Below are 19,156 nucleotides of genomic sequence, written 5' to 3' on the forward strand. Positions count from 1 at the left end.
CAGCAACTGTTCCTGGACGAGCAGCGCGCGCGGGTCGAGGCCGAGAACGTCAGCCAGATGAAAGACGAATTCCTGGCCACGCTGTCGCACGAGTTGCGCACGCCGCTCAATGCCATGCTCGGCTGGTCGCAACTGCTGTTGCAGGGCCAACGCGACGGCGCCATGCTGCGCCGCGGCCTGGAGACCATCGAGCGCAATGCGCGCGCCCAATCGCAACTGATCGAAGATATGCTCGACATGAGCCGCCTGCTGGCGGGCAAGGTGCGGATCGAAGCCGGTCCGATCCAGCCGCAGGATTTCGTCAACGCCGCGCTCGAGACGGCGCGCCCGGCCGCGATGGCGCGCAGCGTCGGCCTGAATGCCAGCATCGACCATGGCGCCGGCCCAGTGCGCGGCGACATGGCGCGCATGCAGCAGGTGCTGTCCAACCTGCTGTCGAACGCTGTCAAGTTTACCGAGCCGGGCGGCGTGGTCACGGTCACCCTGCGCATGGAAGGCAAGGCGGGCGAGGACGGCGAGCCCGGCGACCGGGCGGTGGCGATCGACGTGGCCGACACTGGCGCCGGCATCGCGCCCGAATTCCTGCCCTATGTGTTCGACCGCTTCCGGCAGGCCGATTCCTCGTCGGCGCGCCGCCATGGCGGGCTCGGGCTGGGCTTGGCGATCGCCCGTCAATTGGTCGAGCTGCAGGGCGGCACGATCAGCGTCGCCAGCCGCGGCGCGGGTCGTGGCGCTACCTTCACCTTGCACCTGCCGCTGGCCGCGCACGGGGCCCTGACGGCGACGCGGCCCGAACCCGTCGCCGGGCTGCTGCTTGCGCCCCCCGAACTGTCCGGCATGACGGTGCTGGTGATCGACGACGAGCTCGATTCACTGGAACTGGTGCAGCAGGTGCTGGCCGCCAGCGACGCCACCATCCTCACCGCTACCGGGGCGCGCGAGGCGCTGCGCCTGGTCGAGCTGCGCCGGCCCGACCTCATCATCAGCGATATCGGCATGCCGCTGGTCGATGGTTTCGAGCTGATCCGCCGGGTGCGGGACATGCCCGACCGCGAAGCAGCCGGCGTGCCGGCGATCGCGCTCACCGCGTTCTCGCGGCGCGAAGACCAGCAGCGCGCACTCGAGGCCGGTTTCGACGAATTCCTGGCCAAGCCGGTGGCGCCGGCGACCTTGCTGCAGACGGTCGCGGCGATCGTCACCCGTCGCAATCTGTTGCGTTCGCTCTGACGGCGCCCATGCTGGCGCCGGTTCAGGTGGCGGCGCCGGGAAGCACCAGATCCAGCTCGAGGCCACCTTCCTGCCGCCGCAGGCCCGCCACGATATACCCACGATTGCGTCCGGCTTCCTTGCCCTTGTACAGCGCCCGGTCGGCCAGCGCGATCGCCTGTTCCCAGTCCGGCTGCGGCGCCGGCTCCTGCCCGTCGCCTGCCTCCTGTGCAAACGGCAGCGACACCGCGCCGGCCGTGGCACTGATCGCGAGTTCGGCCCCGTCTTCCAGTACCACCGGCGTGGCGGCGATCGCATCCAGGATGCGCTGCACCAGCAGCGGCCGCTGCTCCTGGCTGACGCCCTGCGAGTACACCAGGAATTCCTCACCCCCCCAGCGCAGCACCATGTCCGATTCGCGCATCGCGGTGCGCAGCCGCCGGCCGACCTCGACCAGCACGGCGTCGCCCGCCGCATGGCCGTATTCGTCGTTGATGCGCTTGAAGTGGTCGATGTCGAGCAGGGTGAAGCAATCGGCCGACCCCAGGCGCGGCGCCGCCTCTCCGGTGCGGCTACGCATGCGGTCCTGGAACGAGCGCCGGTTGAACAGGCCGGTCAGCGGATCGTGGGCCGAGCGGTAGGCCAGCTCGTCGTTCAGTTCGGCCAGGCGGCGCCCGGTACGCACCGATTTGCGGTACAGCCACAAGACCCCGGCGCACAGGAAGAGCGCCAGCGCCGCTCCCAGCGAGGCGGCCGTCTGTACCAGGCCGCGGTGGCGCAGCTCGGCGTCCTTGACCGTGTTTTCCTGGCGCAGCGTATCGATCTGGGCCGCGCGCTCGCGTGCCTTGAACTGCTCTTGCAGCGCCGAGATTGCCTTGTTGCGGTCGTTCAGCGCGAGGTCGCGCATCACATTCTCGCGCTCGCGCGTCGTGGCCAGCGCCTCGCGAAAGCGCCCGGCGTCTTCGAGCGCCTGGCTCTTCTCGGCCAGCAGGCGGCCCACGGTCGACATCGCGCCGGCCCTGCGCATCTCGGCGATCACGGCATCGACATGCGCCATTCCCTCGCGCTGGCGGCCCTGGCCGAACATGGCAAAGCCGAGATTGGCCTTTGCCATCTGCAGGCTGATCCGGTCTTCGCTGCGCTGCGCCGGCGCCAGCGCGGCCCGCGCCGCCTGCTCGGCCTGCGGGTAGCGGCGCGCCTTCAGGTGGGCGTTGGCAATATTGCCCAGCACATTGGCTTCGATCGAAATCAGTTCGTGGGCATGGGCCAGCTCGAGCGCCCGGCTGAAGGCGAGCAGGGCGGGTTCGATCTCGTCCTGGGCCACCAGCGCCCGGCCCTCGTAGAAATACGCGGCGGCTTCAAGGCGCGGCGGCAGGTGTCGGTGGCCGGCGCGCACCTCGCGCAGGGTATCGAGCGCCCGCGCCGGATCGCGCGAATTGACGTACATGCGCGCCAGCGCCAGCCGGATATCCGCTTCGCGCGGACTCCACAGCGTGGGATGGCGGTCGACGATGTCGAGCGCGCGCAGGAAATGGTGCAATGAGCGGTCGTACTGGCCGACCGCGCTATAGGCCATGCCGTGCAGCGCTTCGATGCCGGCATCGAATTCGCGGCTGTCGAGGTCGCGATAGCGGGCGCCGAGCGTCGCGAGTTGCCCGAGCGCCCCGGCCGGGTCGTTATTGTCGATCAAGCGCAGCACGCGCGCGAGACTGGCCAGCGCGATATTGAGCGGATCGCCCTCGGCCTCGGCCAAGCCGATGATAAGCTCGTTCGTATCATAGGCATCGCGGAAGTTCCCCGCATCGGCCTGCACCCGGCGCAGCAGGCGCAGGTAATGGATGCGCACCGCATACGGCGCCCCGGCGATCAGCGTGGGCCCTTCATGCACCAGGATGGTGCGCGCCTGTGCATTGTTCCGCTCCGCCATGGCGGCGATCTCGCCGAGGCGCGCCTCCAACTGCTGGGCCGCGACAGCCGGGCCGGCGAGGGCGACCAGCAGCAGGCCGATCGCCAATGGCGGCCTGGATCCGGTCGGGCGTCCGTGCATCGTTGTCATGGTGGGAATAGCGGTATCGGTGGGCAGGACGAGCCGGGAATGAGCGCCCGTGAGTAGTGCAGACCATTATCGAATGTTGATTTGTGGAAATCAAGCGAAGCAAGCCGGACTGCGATGTTTACGCAACGCCGGTATCGTCCGGGGGAGGAATTGCCTCCCGGCACGTAAATTGCAGAAGATTCGTCAGTTTGCTTTGATTCGCAACAGCATTCTGGTTATATTTGCACGTCTGCAAAATTTGACGGTTTGCAGGTGCAGCAACAGCGGTTTCAAGTCAGGCATGCCGGCCCAACAGGCAGGATCTCGAGTGCGTGCCCGCACGACCTGCGGGCGCGGCGCAATGACAAGACGCGGGACCACACTATTATTTGATTGGAGAACACGTAGTGAGTATTTTTAGAACCAAGAATCTGGATGCCATGCTGGCCGCCAGCGCCAAGCCGGGCGGACTCAAGAAGGTGCTCGGCCCGACCGACCTGATCCTGCTCGGTATTGGCGCGATCGTCGGCACCGGCATTTTCGTGCTGACCGGCACGGGCGCCGTCACCGCCGGTCCCGCACTGACCCTCTCCTTCATCGTGGCCGCCATGGCCTGCTGCTTCGCCGCTCTCTGTTACGCCGAGTTCGCCTCGACCGTGCCCGTCGCCGGCTCGATCTATACCTATAGCTACGCCACCCTGGGCGAATTCGTCGCCTGGATGATCGGCTGGGACCTGCTGCTCGAGTACGGCCTGGCCACCTCGACCGTCGCGGTCGGCTGGTCCGGCTATTTCCAGTCGCTGATGTCCGGCTTCGGCCTGGTGCTGCCGGACGCCCTGTCGGCCGCCCCGGGCGCCCGTCCCGGCGTCGACACCCTGTTCAACCTGCCGGCCTTCCTGATCATGATCGCCCTGACTGGCATGCTGTCGCTCGGCATGCGCGAATCGGCGCGCGTCAACAACGTCATGGTCATCATCAAGACCGGCGTCGTGCTGTTGTTCATCGCCGTCGGTGTCGGCCACGTCCGTCCTGAAAACTGGGAACCGTTCATGCCATACGGCATGGGCGGCGTGATGAGCGCCGCCGCACTGGTGTTCTTCGCCTTCATCGGCTTCGACGCCGTGACCTCGGCCGCCGAGGAAGTCAAGAATCCGAAGCGCGACCTGCCGATCGGCATCATCGGGTCGCTGGTGGTCTGCACCATCCTGTACGTCGTGGTCGCCGCGATCATGACCGGCATCGTGCCGCACCTGGACTTCAGGGGCGTCGACCACCCGGTCTCGCTGGCCCTGCAAGTGGCGGGCGAGAACTGGGTCGCCGGCTTCGTCGACCTGGCCGCCATCCTCGGCATGAGCACCGTGATCCTGGTGATGGCCTACGGCCAGACCCGCATCCTGTTCGCCATGTCGCGCGACGGCCTGCTGCCGGCCAAGCTGTCGACCGTGCACCCGAAATACGGTACCCCGTTCTTCGCTACCTGGCTGGTGGGCATCATCTTCGGCCTGATCGCCGCCGTGGTGCCGCTGAACGTGCTGGCCGAACTGGTCAACATCGGCACCCTGGCCGCCTTCACCCTGGTGTCGATCGCCGTCATCGTGCTGCGCAAGAAGCGCCCGGACCTGCCACGCGCCTTCCGCTGCCCTGGCGTGCCGTTCATCCCTGGCCTGGCGATCGTGTTCTGCCTGGTCCTGATGTCGTTCCTGAGCTGGCATACCTGGCTGGCGTTCGCGATCTGGCTGGCGATCGGCGCCGTCGTCTACTTCGGCTATGCCCGCCAGCGTTCGCTGCTGAACAAGCCGCAGTAAGCTCTCTCAGCAAGACTTCGGCGCGGCAGACCATTGCGGCCTGCCGCGCCGGCGCCCGGCCAGCGCGGGCGCTTCATGTTAATCTGCCATCTTCGACGCAGCGTGTGCGTCCTTGAAGCGGAGATGTCTCATGAGCGCCATCGTGCTCGGCCAGGGCGATGCCCTCCTGATCGTCGACCTGCAGGTCGACTTTCTTCCCGGCGGCAGCCTCGGCGTGCCGCACGGCGACCAGGTGATCGCCCCGATCAATCGCCTGACCGCGCTGTACCAGGCGCAGTCCTTGCCGGTCTATGCTTCGCGCGACTGGCATCCCGACACCCATTGCTCCTTCGTCGCCCAGGGCGGGCCATGGCCGCCGCATTGCGTGGCCGGGACCGCGGGCGCCGGCTTTTCCTCCGAGCTGGATTTGCCGGACGACGTCATCGTGGTCTCCAAGGCCGATACCGTCGACGTCGACGCCTATTCCGCCTTCAGCGGCACCGGGCTGGCGCAGGCCATGCGCGAGCGCGGCATCCGCCGCCTTGCCGTGTGCGGCCTGGCCACCGACTACTGCGTGCTCAATACCGTGCTCGATGGCCTGGCCGACTTCGAGATCCTGATCGTGGCCGACGCCATGCGCGCGGTGGATGTCAGGGCGGGCGACGGCGACCATGCCATGACCCGTATGCTGGGCGCCGGGGCCGTCCCCGTGCGGCTGTCGGAGCGCGGCCTGGTGGCCGACGTGGGGCTCGGCGCCCGCTTGTAGCGCGCGGCCGGCGATTGCGTCCCTATGGACGCTGGCGCACGGTCGGCCCGCGGGCATCGTCCTAGAGTCGCCTTTCCATCTTTGCGAAAGGACACCGGCATGACCAGCACCGTAGGGGATTTCCTGCTCGAGCGGCTCGGGCAATGGGGCGTGCACCGCGTTTACGGCTATCCGGGCGATGGCATCAACGGCATCCTGGCAGCATTCGGCCGCCAGGACGCGATCGAATTCGTCCAGGGCCGGCACGAGGAAATGTCGGCCTTCATGGCCTGCGGCCACGCCAAGTTCACGAACGAAGTCGGGGTCTGCCTGGCGACGTCCGGCCCCGGCGCCATCCACCTGCTCAATGGCCTGTACGACGCCAAGCTCGATCACCAGCCGGTGGTCGCCATCGTCGGCCAGCAGCAGCGCTCCGCCCTCGGCGCCCACTACCAGCAAGAGGTCGACCTGGTCACCTTGTTCAAGGACGTGGCGGGAGAGTTCGTGCAGATGGCGACCGATCCGGCCCAGCTGCGCCACCTGGTCGACCGCGCCGTGCGCATCGCCCTGGCGCGGCGCTGCGTGACCTGCATCATCATCCCGAACGACCTGCAGGAAGAAGACGCGGTGCCCACGCCGCCGCGCGAACACGGCAGCACGTTTTCCGGTGTCGGCGCGGCGCTCGAGGCGGCCGTGCCGCCGCCCGAGGCCCTGCACGCGGCGGCCGACCTGCTCAATGCCGGGGGCAAGGTCGCAATCCTGGCCGGCGCCGGAGCCAGTGGCGCACTCGACGAGCTGGTCGAGGTGGCCGAGCTGCTCGGCGCCGGCATCGCCAAGGCCTTGCTGGGCAAGGCCGTGGTGCCGGACGACCTGCCGTTCTGCACCGGCACCATCGGCATGATCGGCACCCAGGCCAGCGACGCGATGATGAAAGAGTGCGACACCTTGCTGATGGTCGGCTCGAGCTTCCCGTATGCCGAATTCCTGCCGCAGGAGGGCGCTGCGCGCGCGGTGCAGATCGACGTCGACGCCACCATGCTCGGCCTGCGCTATCCGATGGACGTCAACCTGGCCGGGGACGCGCGCGCCACCCTGGGCGCCCTGATCCCGCTCTTGAAGCGCAAGGAAGACCGCAGCTGGCGCGCGCGCATCGTGGAGAACGTGGCCGAGAGCTGGCGCGTGCTGGACGAGCGGGCGCGCCTGCCGGGCAAGCCCATCAATCCGCAGCGCGCCTTCAGCGAGCTGTCGCCACGCCTGCCAGGGGACGTGATCATCACTGGCGACTCGGGTTCCGTATCGGCCTGGTATGCGCTGCACCTGCGCCTGCGGCGCGGGATGATGGCCTCGCTGTCCGGCGGCCTGGCGACCATGGGGTCCGCGGTGCCGTACGCGATGGCGGCCAAGATGGCGCATCCGGGGCGGCCGGTGATCGCCCTGGCCGGCGACGGCGCCATGCAGATGAACGGCATGAACGGCCTGATCACGATCGCGCGCCACTGGCGCGACTGGGCCAATCCGACCCTGGTGGTGCTGGTGCTGAACAACCGCGACCTGAACTTCGTGACCTGGGAACAGCGCGGCATGCAGGGCGAGCCGAAGTACGCGCCGTCGCAGGAGCTGCCCGATTTCTCGTATGCCGAGTATGCGCGCATGCTCGGCCTGGACGGGCTGCGGGTCGAAGATCCGGAGCAGCTTGGGCCGGCCTGGGATCGGGCGCTGGCCGCCGGCCGGCCGTTCGTGCTCGAAGTGCTGGCCGATCCGAACATTCCGCCGTTCCCGCCGCATATCGTCGACGCCCAGGCCGGGAAAATCAGGGAGGCGAACCGGAAGGGCGATCCGGAGGCGGCGGACGTCGAGCGGGGCATGCGCCAGCAAGGCGACGAGGCTTCTGCGCGATGATGGCGAATTGATCATCGAATGCCGCGCTGCGGGATGTCTATTTTGTAATCCGTATCTTACATACTCGCAGCGCGCCTACCGATTCTCGCAACAGTGCCCAGCTTGGATAATGTCGGTAATCGTCCATAGGACACTTCACGATGCGAGACATGACACCAATGTTGGAAGCCGACGCGCCGCGCGTCGAGGCCGCCCCCCTTGCCACCGCAGAGGGCGCGAAGAACGTGTACTTTTCGCTGTACGCCGATCCGTCAGCGATGCCTGGCCAGGCCCGTGACTTCGTGAGCGCGCAGATGGCGGTCGCGCGCGAGCTGCCGTCCGACCTGCCTTCAAGCCTGGACCAGCTCCAGGCCTGGATCGAACAGCGCACCGACATCGTCGGCCAGCAGTACCGCGACTACCTCGCCGCGCGCAAGAACGGCGCGCCGCGCCGCTATTTCAGCTGCCGCGCGCACGCGCTGTATTTCATCAAGGGCGTGGCCCCGACCAAGCTGGTCGACGGCGCCTGGCTGTACGGCCTGACCCGCCAGTGGGACGACGTCGCCTTCCATCCCCTGATCAAGACCTATCTCGAAGAACTGGGCGACGGCTTGCCCGACAAGAACCACGTGACCTTGTACCGCAAGCTGCTGGCCACCCACGGTTGCGAGAGCTGGGAAGACCTGGGCGACGACCACTTCCTGCAAGGCGCGCTGCAACTGGCGCTGGGCCATCACGCCGAACACTTCCTGCCCGAAGTCATCGGCTACAACCTCGGCTACGAGCAGCTGCCGCTGCACCTGTTGATCACGTCCTATGAGCTCAATGAGCTGGGCATCGACCCGTATTATTTCACCTTGCACGTCACGGTCGATAACGCCGCCAGCGGCCATGCGCGCAAGGCGGTGCAGGCGGTGCACGACCTGATGCCCAAGGTCGGCGACCGCGAGGCCTTCTGGCAGCGCGTGGTCGACGGCTACCGCCTCAATGAGCTGGGCGCCAGCACCACCTCGGTGATCGGCGAATTCGACCTGCAGTGCGAACTGGTCGGCATCCTGGCCGCCAAGAGCGGCGTGGGCAAGAACATGCACTCGGACTACTGCCGCGTCGCGGGCCGCTCGGTCAACGACTGGCTGGCCGATCCGGCGCAGATCCCGGCCTTCCTGGCCGCGCTCGAAGGGGCCGGCTGGATCAAGCGCGGCGAGGATGTCGAGCATAGCCGCTTCTGGCGCCTGGTCGAAGGCGAACGGGCCGAGATGTTCGGCGTGTTCAACGCCTACGAATTGCAGGTGCTGCGCGACTGGATCACCTCGACCGCCGACGGCAAGCCGGCCAGCGCCCAGCGCGTGCTGACGGCGCGCGCGCGCCAGCGCACCCTCGACCAGCTGGGCCAGGGGACGGAACGGGGCAATGCCTTCCCGGTGCGCGGCCTGATCCGCCGTCACCCGAACCTGGACGATGCGGACGCCGGCAATGAACTGCGCCTGCTCGAGCAGCAGGTGGCCGCCACCAGCGGCAAGCAGGAAGCGATGCAGATGCTGGGCCGCCTGCTGTCGCCCGAGAACCACCATACGGCGGTGGGCCTGATGGCCACCCGCATGTACACGCAACTGTTCGACGCCTGAACCGCCTGCACAGTGCGATGACGGCCGGTACGCGATAGAGAGCGCATGCCGGCCGTGGCTACAAGATAACGACTATTACAAGGGAATCACACGTGCAAATCCTCGAACAACGCTTCCTGCGCGGACCGAACGTCCACGCCGATTCGCCATGCCTGCTGTCGGTGGTCGACCTGCAGGATTTATACGGCAAGTCCACCAGGGACCTGCCGGGCTTCAACCACGCGCTGCTCGAACTGCTGCCGTCGCTGCATGGCGAGCGCCTGCCGGCCGGCCAGCCCGGCGGCTTCGCCCAGCGCCTGCATGAAGGCACGTATCTCGGCCGCGTGATCGAACACGTGATGCTCGAACTGCAAACCCTGGCCGGCGCGCCCGCTGCCTTCGGGCGCACGCGGCCGGTGAACGGCCATCCTGGCCAGTTCAGGATCGTCTGCGCCTACCAGTGCGAGAAACTGGCCGAGCCGGCCTTCGACCTGGCGCTCGACCTGGTCGGCGCGCTGGCGCGCGGCGAGGGCTTCGGACTCGCGCCGCGCCTGGAAGAATTGCGCGGCATCGTTTCGCGCTATGCGATCGGCACCAGCACCGCCTCGGTCATCGACGCGGCGCTGGAGCGCGGCGTCCCGGTGCAGCGCATCACCGACGAAGCCAACCTGTTCCTGCTCGGCTGGGGCGTCAAGCAAAAGCGGCTGCAGGCCACGACCACCGGCGACACCAGCTTCATCGCGGTCAAGATCGCCAGCGACAAGCAGCTGACCAAGGCCCTGCTGAAAGAAGCCGGCGTGCCGGTGCCGGAAGGCGATGTGGTCACCACCGTTGAATCGGCCCAGCGCGTGGCGCGCCGGCTGAATGGGCCCGTGACCCTCAAGCCGCTGGACGGCAACCAGGGCAAGGGCGTGACGGTCGATTGCAATACACCCGACGACGTGGCGCGCGCCTTCGATTTCGCGCGCCAGTATGGCCGTCGGATCATCGTCGAACGTCACGTGAAGGGTTTTGATTATCGTGTGCTGGTGGCTGGCGGGCGCGTGGCCGCCGCCTCGCGCCGCCGTCCAGCCCACGTGGTCGGCGATGGCGTCAAGACCATCCGCGAGCTGGTCGAGATCGAGAACGCCAACCCGGCGCGCGGCGCCGGCCACGCGACCATCCTGACCCGGATCGCGCTCGACGACCACGCCGCCGACATGCTGTCGCGCCAGGGCTATGAATTCGACAGCGTGCCCCCGAGCGGCGCCGTGGCCGAATTGCGCGGCAACGCCAACCTGTCGACCGGCGGCACCGCCGAGGACGTGACCGACCTGCTGCCCGATTCGACCCGCCTGCTGTGCATTCGCGCCGCCGCCAAGATCGGCCTGGACGTGGCCGGCATCGACATCGTGTGCGAGGACATCGCGCAACCGCTGGCGGCGCAGCGCGGCGCCGTCATCGAAGTCAATGCCGCCCCCGGCATCCGCATGCACCAGTACCCGAGCCAGGGAGAAGCGCGCGACGCCGGCGAGGCGATCGTCGACGGCCTGATGGGCGCATCCGACGGCCGCATCCCTGTGATCGCGCTCACCGGCACCAACGGCAAGACCACCACCACCTTGCTGGTCGCGCACGCGGCGCGCATGGCGGGTAGGGTGACCGGCGTGACGACGACCGAGGGCGTCTTCATCGACGGCAAGCAAGTGGTGAAGGGCGACTGTACCGGCTACTGGTCGGCGCGCACCGTGCTGCACGCGCCGGAAGTCGAGATCGCAGTGCTGGAGACGGCGCGCGGAGGCATATTGAAGCGTGGCCTGGCCTTCGACCGCTGCGATGTGGCGGTGGTGCTGAACATCGCGGCCGACCACCTGGGCCTGGACGGCGTCGACACGGTCGAGGACCTGGCGCAGGTGAAGGCGGTGGTGGCGCAGTCGGCCGCGAAGGCGGTGGTGCTCAACGCCGAGGACGCGCTGTGCGTGCAGATGGCGCGCCGCGTGAAGCCGGGCGCCGAAGTACTGTTCTTCTCGATGGACGCCGAAAACCCGGTGCTGCTCAAGCACCTGGAAGACGGCGGCCGCGGCGCCTACCTGCAAGACAATGCGGTGGTGATTGCCGACGGCCAGATACAACAGGCCGTGATCAAGGTCGAAAGCATGCCGGTCGCCTTCGGCGGCCTGGCCCGCTTCAATATCGCCAACGCGTTGGCCGCGGCTGCGGCGCTGATGGCGTCCGACTTCAGCCACCTGCAGATCGCCGCCGGCCTGTCGACTTTCGTCTCTAACGGGCGCACCAACCCGCTGCGCACGAATATGTTCGACATACGTGGCGTGACGGTGATCGTCGACTACGCCCACAATCCCGCTGCCTACGCCGCCATGGCCGACATGGCCCGCGGCATGCTCCCCGGCCAGCTGGTGGGCATCGTCACGGCGCCGGGAGACCGCCGCGACGCCGACTTGCGCGAGGTAGGAAAAGTGTGCGGCGCCCGCTTCGACGAATTGGTCGTCTACGAATCCCAAAGCCGCGGCCGCGCCGCCGGCGAGGCAGTCGACCTGATCTTGGGTGGCGCCGAAGAAGCCGTCGGCCTCTCCGACACGCTGCACCGCGAGCTCGAAGTCGGCAACGCGATCCGCCTGGGCCTGAGCCTGTGCGAGCCGGGTGACGTCCTGGTCTTTGCCTGCGGCTCTTCGCTGCAAGTCTTCGTCGACGCCATCCGCGGCACCGACCCCGAAAGCGCCGACCTGATCGCCGCCCAAACTACCTAACCGCACAATGAGGGTCAGAGTAAAATTATTGGGCAATTTCCCAAATTCGCTCGTCAATTAAAGAGGGTCGGAGTCGATTTATTGGCCAATTTCTTCGCTTACACCCATGGTCGGCGTCGAATTGCAGACACATCCATAAAAGTTGTCAAACAATTCGACGCTGACCCTCGTCCTTTTCGCTTCTTCAAAGCAAGTCTCTACGTAAAAGCTGGCAGGGTCTCGGACGGATCTCAGCCGTTCTTAGGATGACTCCTAGTTCGTGATAACTCGCGAAAAATTTGATCCCTTAAATGACGAGGGTCGGAGTCGACTTATTGAGCAATTTCCCAAAATCATCCTGGAATAAACTAGGGTCGGAGTCGATTTATTCGCCAATTGCTAGACAGCAAGCCAGGATCGGAGTCGATTTAACGGCTCATCAGTAAAAGTTGTCAAACAATTCGACTCTGACCCTCGCTGGAGGAGGGGACGGCCCGCGAGGGCCGTGGGGTTAGATGGTGGCCGCTTCGATGCGGCGGGCAAGGTCGGGGCGGGTGGGGCGCAGGGCTTCCGTCAGCTCGGAGATCGAGGAGCCGCAGCCGAACACCAGCACGTCGCCAGGGCGGCACATCGACAGGCCGAGGCGGATTGCGCGGTGGACGTCTAATTCCACCTGCAGTTGTTCGCTGTCGATCTTGCCCAGCTTGGCGCCGCGCGCCAACAGGGTCGCGGTGTCGCCGGCGGGGCGGCCGCGGTTCTCGGATTCGTAGATCACCAGCTCGTCGAAGCCGGCGGCGCAGGTGCGGCCGATGTCGATCAGGTCGGCGTCGCGCCGGTCGCCCGGGGCGGCCACTACCCCGACCAGGCGGCCCGGGCTCATCGCGCGGGCCATCTCGGCCAGGGCGGCGTAGGCCGCGCAGTTATGCGCATAGTCGACCACCACCGTCACGCCGTCCACGTCGAACAGGTTCGAGCGCAGCGGATTGTGCTTGCTGTCCGAGACGAAGCCGCGCAGGCCGTCCGCGATTTCCTTGTTGTCGAAGCCGCAGGCAGTCAGCGCCGCCGCCGCCGCCATTGCGTTGGCGATGTTGTAGCGCGCGCGGCCGCCCAGCGACGCGGGCATCTCGCGCACATCCACCAGGGCTTCGTGGCGCAGGCCGCTCGCGATCACGATCGTCGAGTCCTGCAGGTAGACGCCGCGCCCGCCGTGCTCCACGTGGCGCAACAGCACCGGGTCTTCGGCGTCCAGCGCAAAATAAATGATCTCGACGCCTTCCGCCAGCTCGCCCGCCATCTGCACGCAGTAGCTATCTTCAGCGTTCAGCACCACCGCGCGCGAGGCGCGCTTGGCCACCACCGCCTTGACCTTCGCCAGGTCGTCGATGGTGTCGATCCCGTCCAGTCCCAGATGGTCGGCCGAGACGTTCAGCACCACCGACACGTCGCAGCGGTCGTAGGCCAGGCCGCGCTTGAGGATGCCGCCGCGCGCCGTTTCCAGCACCGCGAAGTCGACGTCGGGTGCACCCAGCACGCTGCGCGCCGAATGATAGCCGGTGCAGTCGCCCTCATAGGCCAGCTGGCCGTTCAGGTAGACGCCACTGGTCGTGGTCACGCCGGTGCGCAGGCCTGCCATGCGCACCGTGTGCTCGATCAACAGGCTGGTGGTGGTCTTGCCGTTGGTGCCGGTCACGGCGACCACCGGGATGCGCCCGTTGCAGCCGCCGAACAGCGCCTCGACGATGGCGTCGCCCGCGTCGCGCGGCGTGCCGCGGCTCGGGTACTGGTGCATGCGGATGCCCGGCGCCGCATTGACTTCGATGATGCCGCCGCGCTGCGCGCGCAGCGGCCGTGCGATGTCTTCGCAGATGATGTCGATGCCCGCCACGTCCAGGCCGATGGTGCGCGCGGCGCGGATGCAGATATCGCGCGTCTCTTCCGGCAGCAGGTCGGTCACGTCCTCGGCGGTGCCGCCGGTCGACAGGTTCGCGTTGCCGCGCAGGTCGGCGCTCACGCCGTCTTCCAGCACGGTGTCGAGGTCATGACCCTGCTTGGCCAGCGCCTCGTCGGCCAGGGCATCCAGCGTGATCCTGGTGAGGATATTCGTGTGCCCGTCGCCGCGCGCCGGATTGCGGTTCTCGATCTCGACCAGCTCGCGGATGGTCGACTTGCCGTCGCCGGTCACGTTCGGCGGACGGCGCCACGAGGCGGCTGCGATCTTGTTGCCGGTGACGAGCACGCGGTAGTCGCGTCCGCGCAGATACTCTTCGACGATCACGCGTCGTCCATGCTTGCGTGCGAGCTCGAAGGCGCGCGCCACGGCGTCCGGCCCCACGCAGTCGACCGTCACGCCCTTGCCCTGGTTGGCGTCCAGCGGCTTGATCGCCACCGGCCGCCCGAGGCGGCGCGCCATGCGCTGGGCCGCTTCCACCGTGGTGACCACATCGCCTTCGGGCACCGGCACGCCGGCTTGGTCGAGCAAGGCCTTGGTCAGCTGCTTGTCGCTGGCGATGCCGACCGCGATCGAGTTGGTGGCGCCAGTAATCGTCGCCTGCAGGCGTTTTTGACGACTGCCCCAGCCCAGCTGGAACAGGTTCGCCGATTCAGTCAGGCGCAGGGCCGGGATGCCGCGCCGCAGCGCGGCGTTCACTACCGCGCCGGTGCTGGTGCCGATCGCGTGATCTTCGGCCGTCTCGCGCAGTTCGGCGATAGCGGCGTCCAGGTCGAAGGCCTGGTCATGCGCGAGCGCGTCGAGCAGGACGATCGCGGTGCGCAGCGCTTCCTCGGCCACCTGTTCGATCGCGTAGCTGCAGACCACGCGGCGGCGCTCCGGCTGGCCCAGCACGGGCAGGGTGGCGCTGTGCCCACCCGGCGCGCCGGCCAGGCGCTGCAATTCCATCACGACCGGTTCGAGCGCATCGACCAGCAGCGCGTCGTCGGCCAGGCGCACCGCGGCTGCGGCTGGCAGGGCAGGAAGAAGTTCGAGCAGGCGGGCGGCCAAGCCGCGGCCCTTGGCGCCGACATTGTCGACCAGCGCCATCAGGCAGGGATTGGCGGCGTACAGATTGGGCCCGCGCAGCAGGCGTTTTTCCTTGATTCTCATGACAGTGTGGTCCGTTTGGTGACATTTTCCAGGAAGTCCAGCAGCTGCGGCGGCACGCGCTTGCCAGTCTGTTCCTCGCCACGGGGCAGCGCATACTTGGTCCCGGCCGGCAGCAGGTGCAGGCGCACGTCGATCAGCTCGGGCGTGGTGCGGTCCTTGATCTCGGCAACATTGGTGCTCATCGAGCGGCCGTCGACCACGGTCACCGCGCCTTCGCCCAGCACCTCGATGCCGACGCCGCGCTCGATGACCAGCGCGGTGTCTTCGTCGATGCCGATCCCCTGCAGATACGGGTTCTGGGCCACGACCGACAGCAGCCGCGACAGGCGCTGGCGCTCCGAGAAATGCTGGTCGACCACCACCCGGTGCAGGAAGCCCAGGCCAGCCCCCAGGCTCACCGAGCCCTTCTCTGGCAGCAGGTCGACCCGGCCCTGGGCCAGCATATGGCCCGACATGGCCGAGGCCCCGGCGCTGGTGCCGCCGATCGTGGCGCCGCGCGCCTTGAGGGCGGTGTGCATCTCGGCGTCCATGGCCGTGCCGCCGATCAGGGCCAGCAGGCGCTTCTGGTCGCCGCCGGTCATGAAGATGCCGGTGGCCTCGGCCACCTTGCGCACGAAGTCTTCGCTGTTTGCGTCTTCGCGGCTGGTGATCTCGAGGTGGGCGCGTTCCTTCACGCCCAGCGTGCCGAACACGCCGTCGTAGATCTTCCACATCTCGTCGGCGATCTGGCTGGCCGCCGTGATCACCACGATGCGCGCGTTCGCGCCGCCCGCCAGTTCGACGAAGCGCGAGAGGATTTCCATATCGTGCTTGCGGTCTTCGCCGCCGCCGATGATGACCAGGTGGCCGTTCTGGTGTTGGGTGGCTTCGCTCATCGTTGCACCATCTTCGAATAAGGCATGTCGCTATTGCTGCAGGCGCCGGCTTCACTACGGCTGACCGCGATCAGCCCGACCTCGATCTCGGGCGCAAACAGGTCGATCCCGCGTTGCAGGGCTTGTTCGAGCGGCATGCCGTCCTCGATCCAGCCGTACACGGTGCGCGCCAGCAGGTGGCGCACGATGTGCTCGCCGATACCGGTGGCCGCGACCGCGCCTTCGGGCCCCGCGTAGAAGCCGCTGCCGATGATCGGCGTGTCGCCCACGCGTCCCAGCAGCGATGGCGCCGAGCCGCCGGTCGAGCAAGCCACCGCGAAGTGGCCGTCGGCGCCGCGCACCACGGAGCCGACCGTATCGCAGGCCACGCCTTCGGGCAGCCGCAGCGGGGTGTTGTAGTTCCAGAAGCGTTCGAAGAGCTGGTTATTCACGCCCGGCATGACTGGCACCGAGCCGGCCAGTTGCGCCATGATCTTGCGGTGGTTGGCGCGCTGGCGCTCCGACACCGGCTCGCTTTCCGGCATGCCGATCGCGCGCGCGAAGCGCGTGGCGCCGTCGCCGGCCAGCAGCCAATGCGGCGTGTCGGCCACGGCGCGCGCCAGCTGCACCGGATTCTTCACCGACTGCACGCAGGCGATCGCGCCGAGGCGCCCGCGCGTATCCATGATCGAGGCATCCATTTCGACGGTGGCGCCATCGAGGCACAGCACCGAGCCGCTTCCGGCGTTGAAGCGGCCATCGTCTTCCAGCGCGGTGACTGCGGCGATCGCGGCATCGAGCGCGTCGCCATTGACTTCCAGCTGCGCCAGGGCGCGGCGCGCGGCGAGTACACAGCCATCTTCATTCTCGCGCGACGCGCCGGCGCCGCCATGCACCACCACGGCGCCAGCTTGTTGGGGCTTACTCATCTCGTCCAATCCTTGTGCTTTATCGTTATGCCGATTGGCCGCGCATCGCTGTGTGCAGCCATTAGACATTATGCAAAAGCTATTGTCTGAGGCATATCGGTAGCGCCGCCGTGTGTATGTAAGAGGCCGCTTACAGGGGGGCAGCCAGGGCAGCTGGAGGGGTACAAATGCCAGGGAATCTGTTACCATACCGCCCCTTCAAGATAAAGGGTTCCTATGGCGCACGCTTGCGGCGTTGACTTCGGCACGTCCAACTCCACAGTCGGCTGGCTCCGCGCCGGCACGACGCATTCCGCCCCGACGGCGCTGCTCACGCTCGAAGACGGCAAGCCGACCTTGCCGTCGGTGGTGTTCTTCAATGCCGACGACGAGCGGGTCAGCTATGGCCGCGCGGCGCTGGCCGAATACCTCGAGGGCTACGAAGGGCGCCTCATGCGCTCGCTCAAGAGTTTGCTGGGTACCAGCCTGATCGACGGCCAGACCGAGGTCGCCGGCCGCTCCCTGCCATTTCGTTCACTGCTGGCCCAATTCATCGGCGAAGTAAAGCGCCGCGCCGAGAACCAGGCCGGCGCCGCCTTCGACAGCGCGGTTTTCGGCCGTCCGGTATTCTTCATCGACGACGACCCGCAGGCCGACAAGCTGGCCGAGGATACCCTGCACGAGATCGCGCGCTCGGTGGGTTTCAAGGAGATCGGCTTCCAGTACGAACCGATCGCCGCCGCCTTCGACTACGAGGCGCGCATCGACCGCGAAGAACTGGTGCTGATCGCCGACATCGGCGGCGGCACGTCCGACTTTTCGCTGGTGCGCCTGGGGCCGCAGCGCGCGGCGCGCCTGGACCGGCGCGACGACATCCTGGCCAATGGCGGCGTGCACATCGGCGGCACCGATTTCGACAAGTACCTGAGCCTGGCCAGCGTCATGCCGCTGCTCGGCTACGGCAGCAGCCTGCGCTCGGGCGCCGCGATCCCGTCCAGTTATTACTTCAACCTGGCGACCTGGCACACGATCAACCAGGCCTATACGCGCAAGAGCGTGACCCAGCTGGCCGACCTGGCGCGCGACGCCAGCGAGCCGGCGAGAATCGCACGCCTGCAGAACCTGATCGACGAGCGCGCCGGCCACTGGCTGGCGATCCAGGTCGAGGGCGCCAAGATCGCGCTGTCCGATGCCGACCTGGTGCGCCTGCAGCTCGATCGCCTGTCGCCGCCCGAGACGCTGGATATCGCCCGCGCCCAGTTCGAGGCGGCCATCGCCGGCCTGGTCGACCAGGTGGCGACCACGGTCGATAGACTGTTCGCCGACGCCGGCGTGCAGCCGGGCGACGTGGATACGGTATTCTTTACGGGCGGCTCGAGCGGCGTCGGCCTGCTGCGCGAGCGTATCGGGGCCCTGGTGCCGGACGCGCGCCGGGTCGAGGGCGACCTGTTCGGCAGCATCGGCACCGGCCTGGCGCTGGACGCGCTGCGCAAGTTTGGGTCAAGCCTGTAATACGAACACAATATGGGAAACAACGATGAGTGTTTATGATCGACCGCTGGTGATGCTCGACTTCGAGACCACCGGCCTGTCGCCCGATATGGGCGACCGCATTACCGAAGTGGCGGCGCTGCGCATCGTGGGCGGCGAGGTGGCCGAGCGCTACGTCTCGCTGGTCAATTGCGGCGTGCGGGTCCCGTCCTTCATCACCCAGCTGACCGGCATCACCCAGCAGATGGTCGACAGCGCGCCGCCGGCCCACCAGGTGGTGCCCGAGCTGCTCGATTTCATCGGTGGCGACGTGCTGTCGGCGCACAATGCCAGCTTCGACGAGAAATTCCTCAAGGCCGAGGGTGCGCGCTATGGCCGCGCCACCGCGCACACCGGCCTGGTGTGTTCGCTGAAGCTGTCGCGCCGCCTGTTCCCGGGCTTGTACAGCTACAAGCTGGGCCAGCTCTCGCAACAGCTGGGCATCGAGTTCCGCGGCACCGCCCACCGGGCCGAGGCCGATGCCCAGGTCGCCGCCGACGTGCTGCTGCACGCCGCGCGCCATCTCGGCCGCACCTGCGGCATCGAGCAGGTCGAACCGGCGCTGCTGGTCTCGATCAACAAGGTCGCGGCCGCCAAGATCCCCGCCTTCCTCGACAAGTACGCGTCCACCGTGCGCGAACGCCGCAGCGCGGCCGCTGCCGCCTGCTGAGCTACTCCAGCTTCCGGCGGGGGCGCGAACCGCGCGCCGCCGCCCGTCCGATTGTGCGGTCGCAAATCCTGAATCCTTCGCTCTCCTTAAAATTTTAATAACGGGATGAACAGCGA

General features: G+C 67.4%; 12 protein-coding genes. 8 read left to right on the top strand and 4 right to left on the bottom strand.

What is annotated here, in order from left to right; genetic code table 11:
* Positions 1 to 1,227, top strand: a 1,227-nt coding sequence (locus tag E8M83_RS25300) for an ATP-binding protein (RefSeq protein ID WP_137176122.1), incomplete at its 5' end; no start/stop codon positions are given.
* 22 nt (positions 1,228 to 1,249) lie between these two features.
* Here the strand turns inward: E8M83_RS25300 and E8M83_RS25305 are convergent.
* Entirely contained in the window at positions 1,250 to 3,262 is a 2,013-nt protein-coding gene (locus tag E8M83_RS25305) for a GGDEF domain-containing protein (protein WP_229491919.1), read from the bottom strand.
* 386 nt (positions 3,263 to 3,648) lie between these two features.
* Between E8M83_RS25305 and E8M83_RS25310 the strand changes: the two genes are divergently transcribed.
* The 5 genes from E8M83_RS25310 to cphA (E8M83_RS25330) all read left to right on the top strand — a co-directional run bounded on the left by E8M83_RS25310 (position 3,649) and on the right by cphA (E8M83_RS25330) (position 11,999).
* Entirely contained in the window at positions 3,649 to 5,046 is a 1,398-nt protein-coding gene (locus E8M83_RS25310; RefSeq protein WP_137176123.1) for an amino acid permease, read from the top strand.
* Between the two features lie 130 nt (positions 5,047 to 5,176).
* Positions 5,177 to 5,791, top strand: a complete 615-nt coding sequence (locus tag E8M83_RS25315; protein WP_137176124.1) for an isochorismatase family protein — start codon at positions 5,177 to 5,179, stop codon at positions 5,789 to 5,791.
* A gap of 99 nt (positions 5,792 to 5,890) precedes the next feature.
* The gene (locus tag E8M83_RS25320; protein WP_137176125.1) at positions 5,891 to 7,669 is read left to right on the top strand and encodes a thiamine pyrophosphate-requiring protein; all 1,779 of its coding nucleotides are present in this window, start codon (positions 5,891 to 5,893) and stop codon (positions 7,667 to 7,669) included.
* A 140-nt stretch (positions 7,670 to 7,809) separates the two neighbouring features.
* Positions 7,810 to 9,273 (top strand): iron-containing redox enzyme family protein, encoded by a 1,464-nt coding sequence (locus tag E8M83_RS25325; RefSeq protein WP_137176126.1) that lies wholly within the window; start codon positions 7,810 to 7,812, stop codon positions 9,271 to 9,273.
* Between the two features lie 92 nt (positions 9,274 to 9,365).
* The gene (cphA, locus tag E8M83_RS25330; RefSeq protein WP_137176127.1) at positions 9,366 to 11,999 is read left to right on the top strand and encodes a cyanophycin synthetase; all 2,634 of its coding nucleotides are present in this window, start codon (positions 9,366 to 9,368) and stop codon (positions 11,997 to 11,999) included.
* A gap of 490 nt (positions 12,000 to 12,489) precedes the next feature.
* Here cphA (E8M83_RS25330) and cphA (E8M83_RS25335) read toward each other — a convergent pair whose 3' ends face one another.
* Genes cphA (E8M83_RS25335) through E8M83_RS25345 form a run of 3 tightly spaced genes read right to left on the bottom strand, consistent with a single transcriptional unit; the run spans position 12,490 to position 16,861 of the window.
* Positions 12,490 to 15,078 (bottom strand): cyanophycin synthetase, encoded by a 2,589-nt coding sequence (cphA, locus tag E8M83_RS25335; RefSeq protein WP_137176128.1) that lies wholly within the window; start codon positions 15,076 to 15,078, stop codon positions 12,490 to 12,492.
* Positions 15,075 to 15,953: a cyanophycinase gene (locus E8M83_RS25340; protein WP_137176129.1), complete on the bottom strand. Its 879-nt coding sequence runs from the start codon at positions 15,951 to 15,953 to the stop codon at positions 15,075 to 15,077. Before E8M83_RS25340 ends, cphA (E8M83_RS25335) begins: the two co-directional genes overlap by 4 nt.
* Positions 15,950 to 16,861 carry an isoaspartyl peptidase/L-asparaginase gene (locus E8M83_RS25345; protein WP_137176130.1) on the bottom strand — a complete coding sequence of 304 codons (912 nt, stop codon included), beginning with the start codon at positions 16,859 to 16,861 and terminating at the stop codon, positions 15,950 to 15,952. Before E8M83_RS25345 ends, E8M83_RS25340 begins: the two co-directional genes overlap by 4 nt.
* Before the next feature lie 216 nt (positions 16,862 to 17,077).
* On the opposite strand from E8M83_RS25345, the gene E8M83_RS25350 reads away from it, so the two are divergent.
* Both E8M83_RS25350 and E8M83_RS25355 read left to right on the top strand, forming a co-directional pair.
* Complete coding sequence (locus tag E8M83_RS25350) at positions 17,078 to 18,352, top strand: Hsp70 family protein (RefSeq protein WP_137176131.1); 1,275 nt, start codon at positions 17,078 to 17,080, stop codon at positions 18,350 to 18,352.
* A gap of 25 nt (positions 18,353 to 18,377) precedes the next feature.
* Positions 18,378 to 19,040 (top strand): PolC-type DNA polymerase III, encoded by a 663-nt coding sequence (locus E8M83_RS25355; RefSeq protein WP_137176132.1) that lies wholly within the window; start codon positions 18,378 to 18,380, stop codon positions 19,038 to 19,040.
* Positions 19,041 to 19,156: the final 116 nt, after the last annotated feature.

Origin of the sequence: Massilia sp. HP4, assembly GCF_005222695.1 — a bacterium.
GTDB lineage: Bacteria > Pseudomonadota > Gammaproteobacteria > Burkholderiales > Burkholderiaceae_D > Telluria.

Excerpts from the sequence above, each read along its gene's own strand:
- E8M83_RS25320 (WP_137176125.1), top strand. The coding sequence starts at position 5,891 with ATGACCAGCACCGTAGGGGATTTCCTGCTCGAGCGGCTCGGGCAATGG.
- E8M83_RS25345 (WP_137176130.1), bottom strand. The coding sequence starts at position 16,861 with ATGAGTAAGCCCCAACAAGCTGGCGCCGTGGTGGTGCATGGCGGCGCC.
- E8M83_RS25340 (WP_137176129.1), bottom strand. The coding sequence starts at position 15,953 with ATGAGCGAAGCCACCCAACACCAGAACGGCCACCTGGTCATCATCGGC.
- E8M83_RS25350 (WP_137176131.1), top strand. The coding sequence starts at position 17,078 with ATGGCGCACGCTTGCGGCGTTGACTTCGGCACGTCCAACTCCACAGTC.
- E8M83_RS25315 (WP_137176124.1), top strand. The coding sequence starts at position 5,177 with ATGAGCGCCATCGTGCTCGGCCAGGGCGATGCCCTCCTGATCGTCGAC.
- cphA (WP_137176128.1), bottom strand. The coding sequence starts at position 15,078 with ATGAGAATCAAGGAAAAACGCCTGCTGCGCGGGCCCAATCTGTACGCC.
- E8M83_RS25325 (WP_137176126.1), top strand. The coding sequence starts at position 7,810 with ATGCGAGACATGACACCAATGTTGGAAGCCGACGCGCCGCGCGTCGAG.
- E8M83_RS25355 (WP_137176132.1), top strand. The coding sequence starts at position 18,378 with ATGAGTGTTTATGATCGACCGCTGGTGATGCTCGACTTCGAGACCACC.
- E8M83_RS25305 (WP_229491919.1), bottom strand. The coding sequence starts at position 3,262 with ATGACAACGATGCACGGACGCCCGACCGGATCCAGGCCGCCATTGGCG.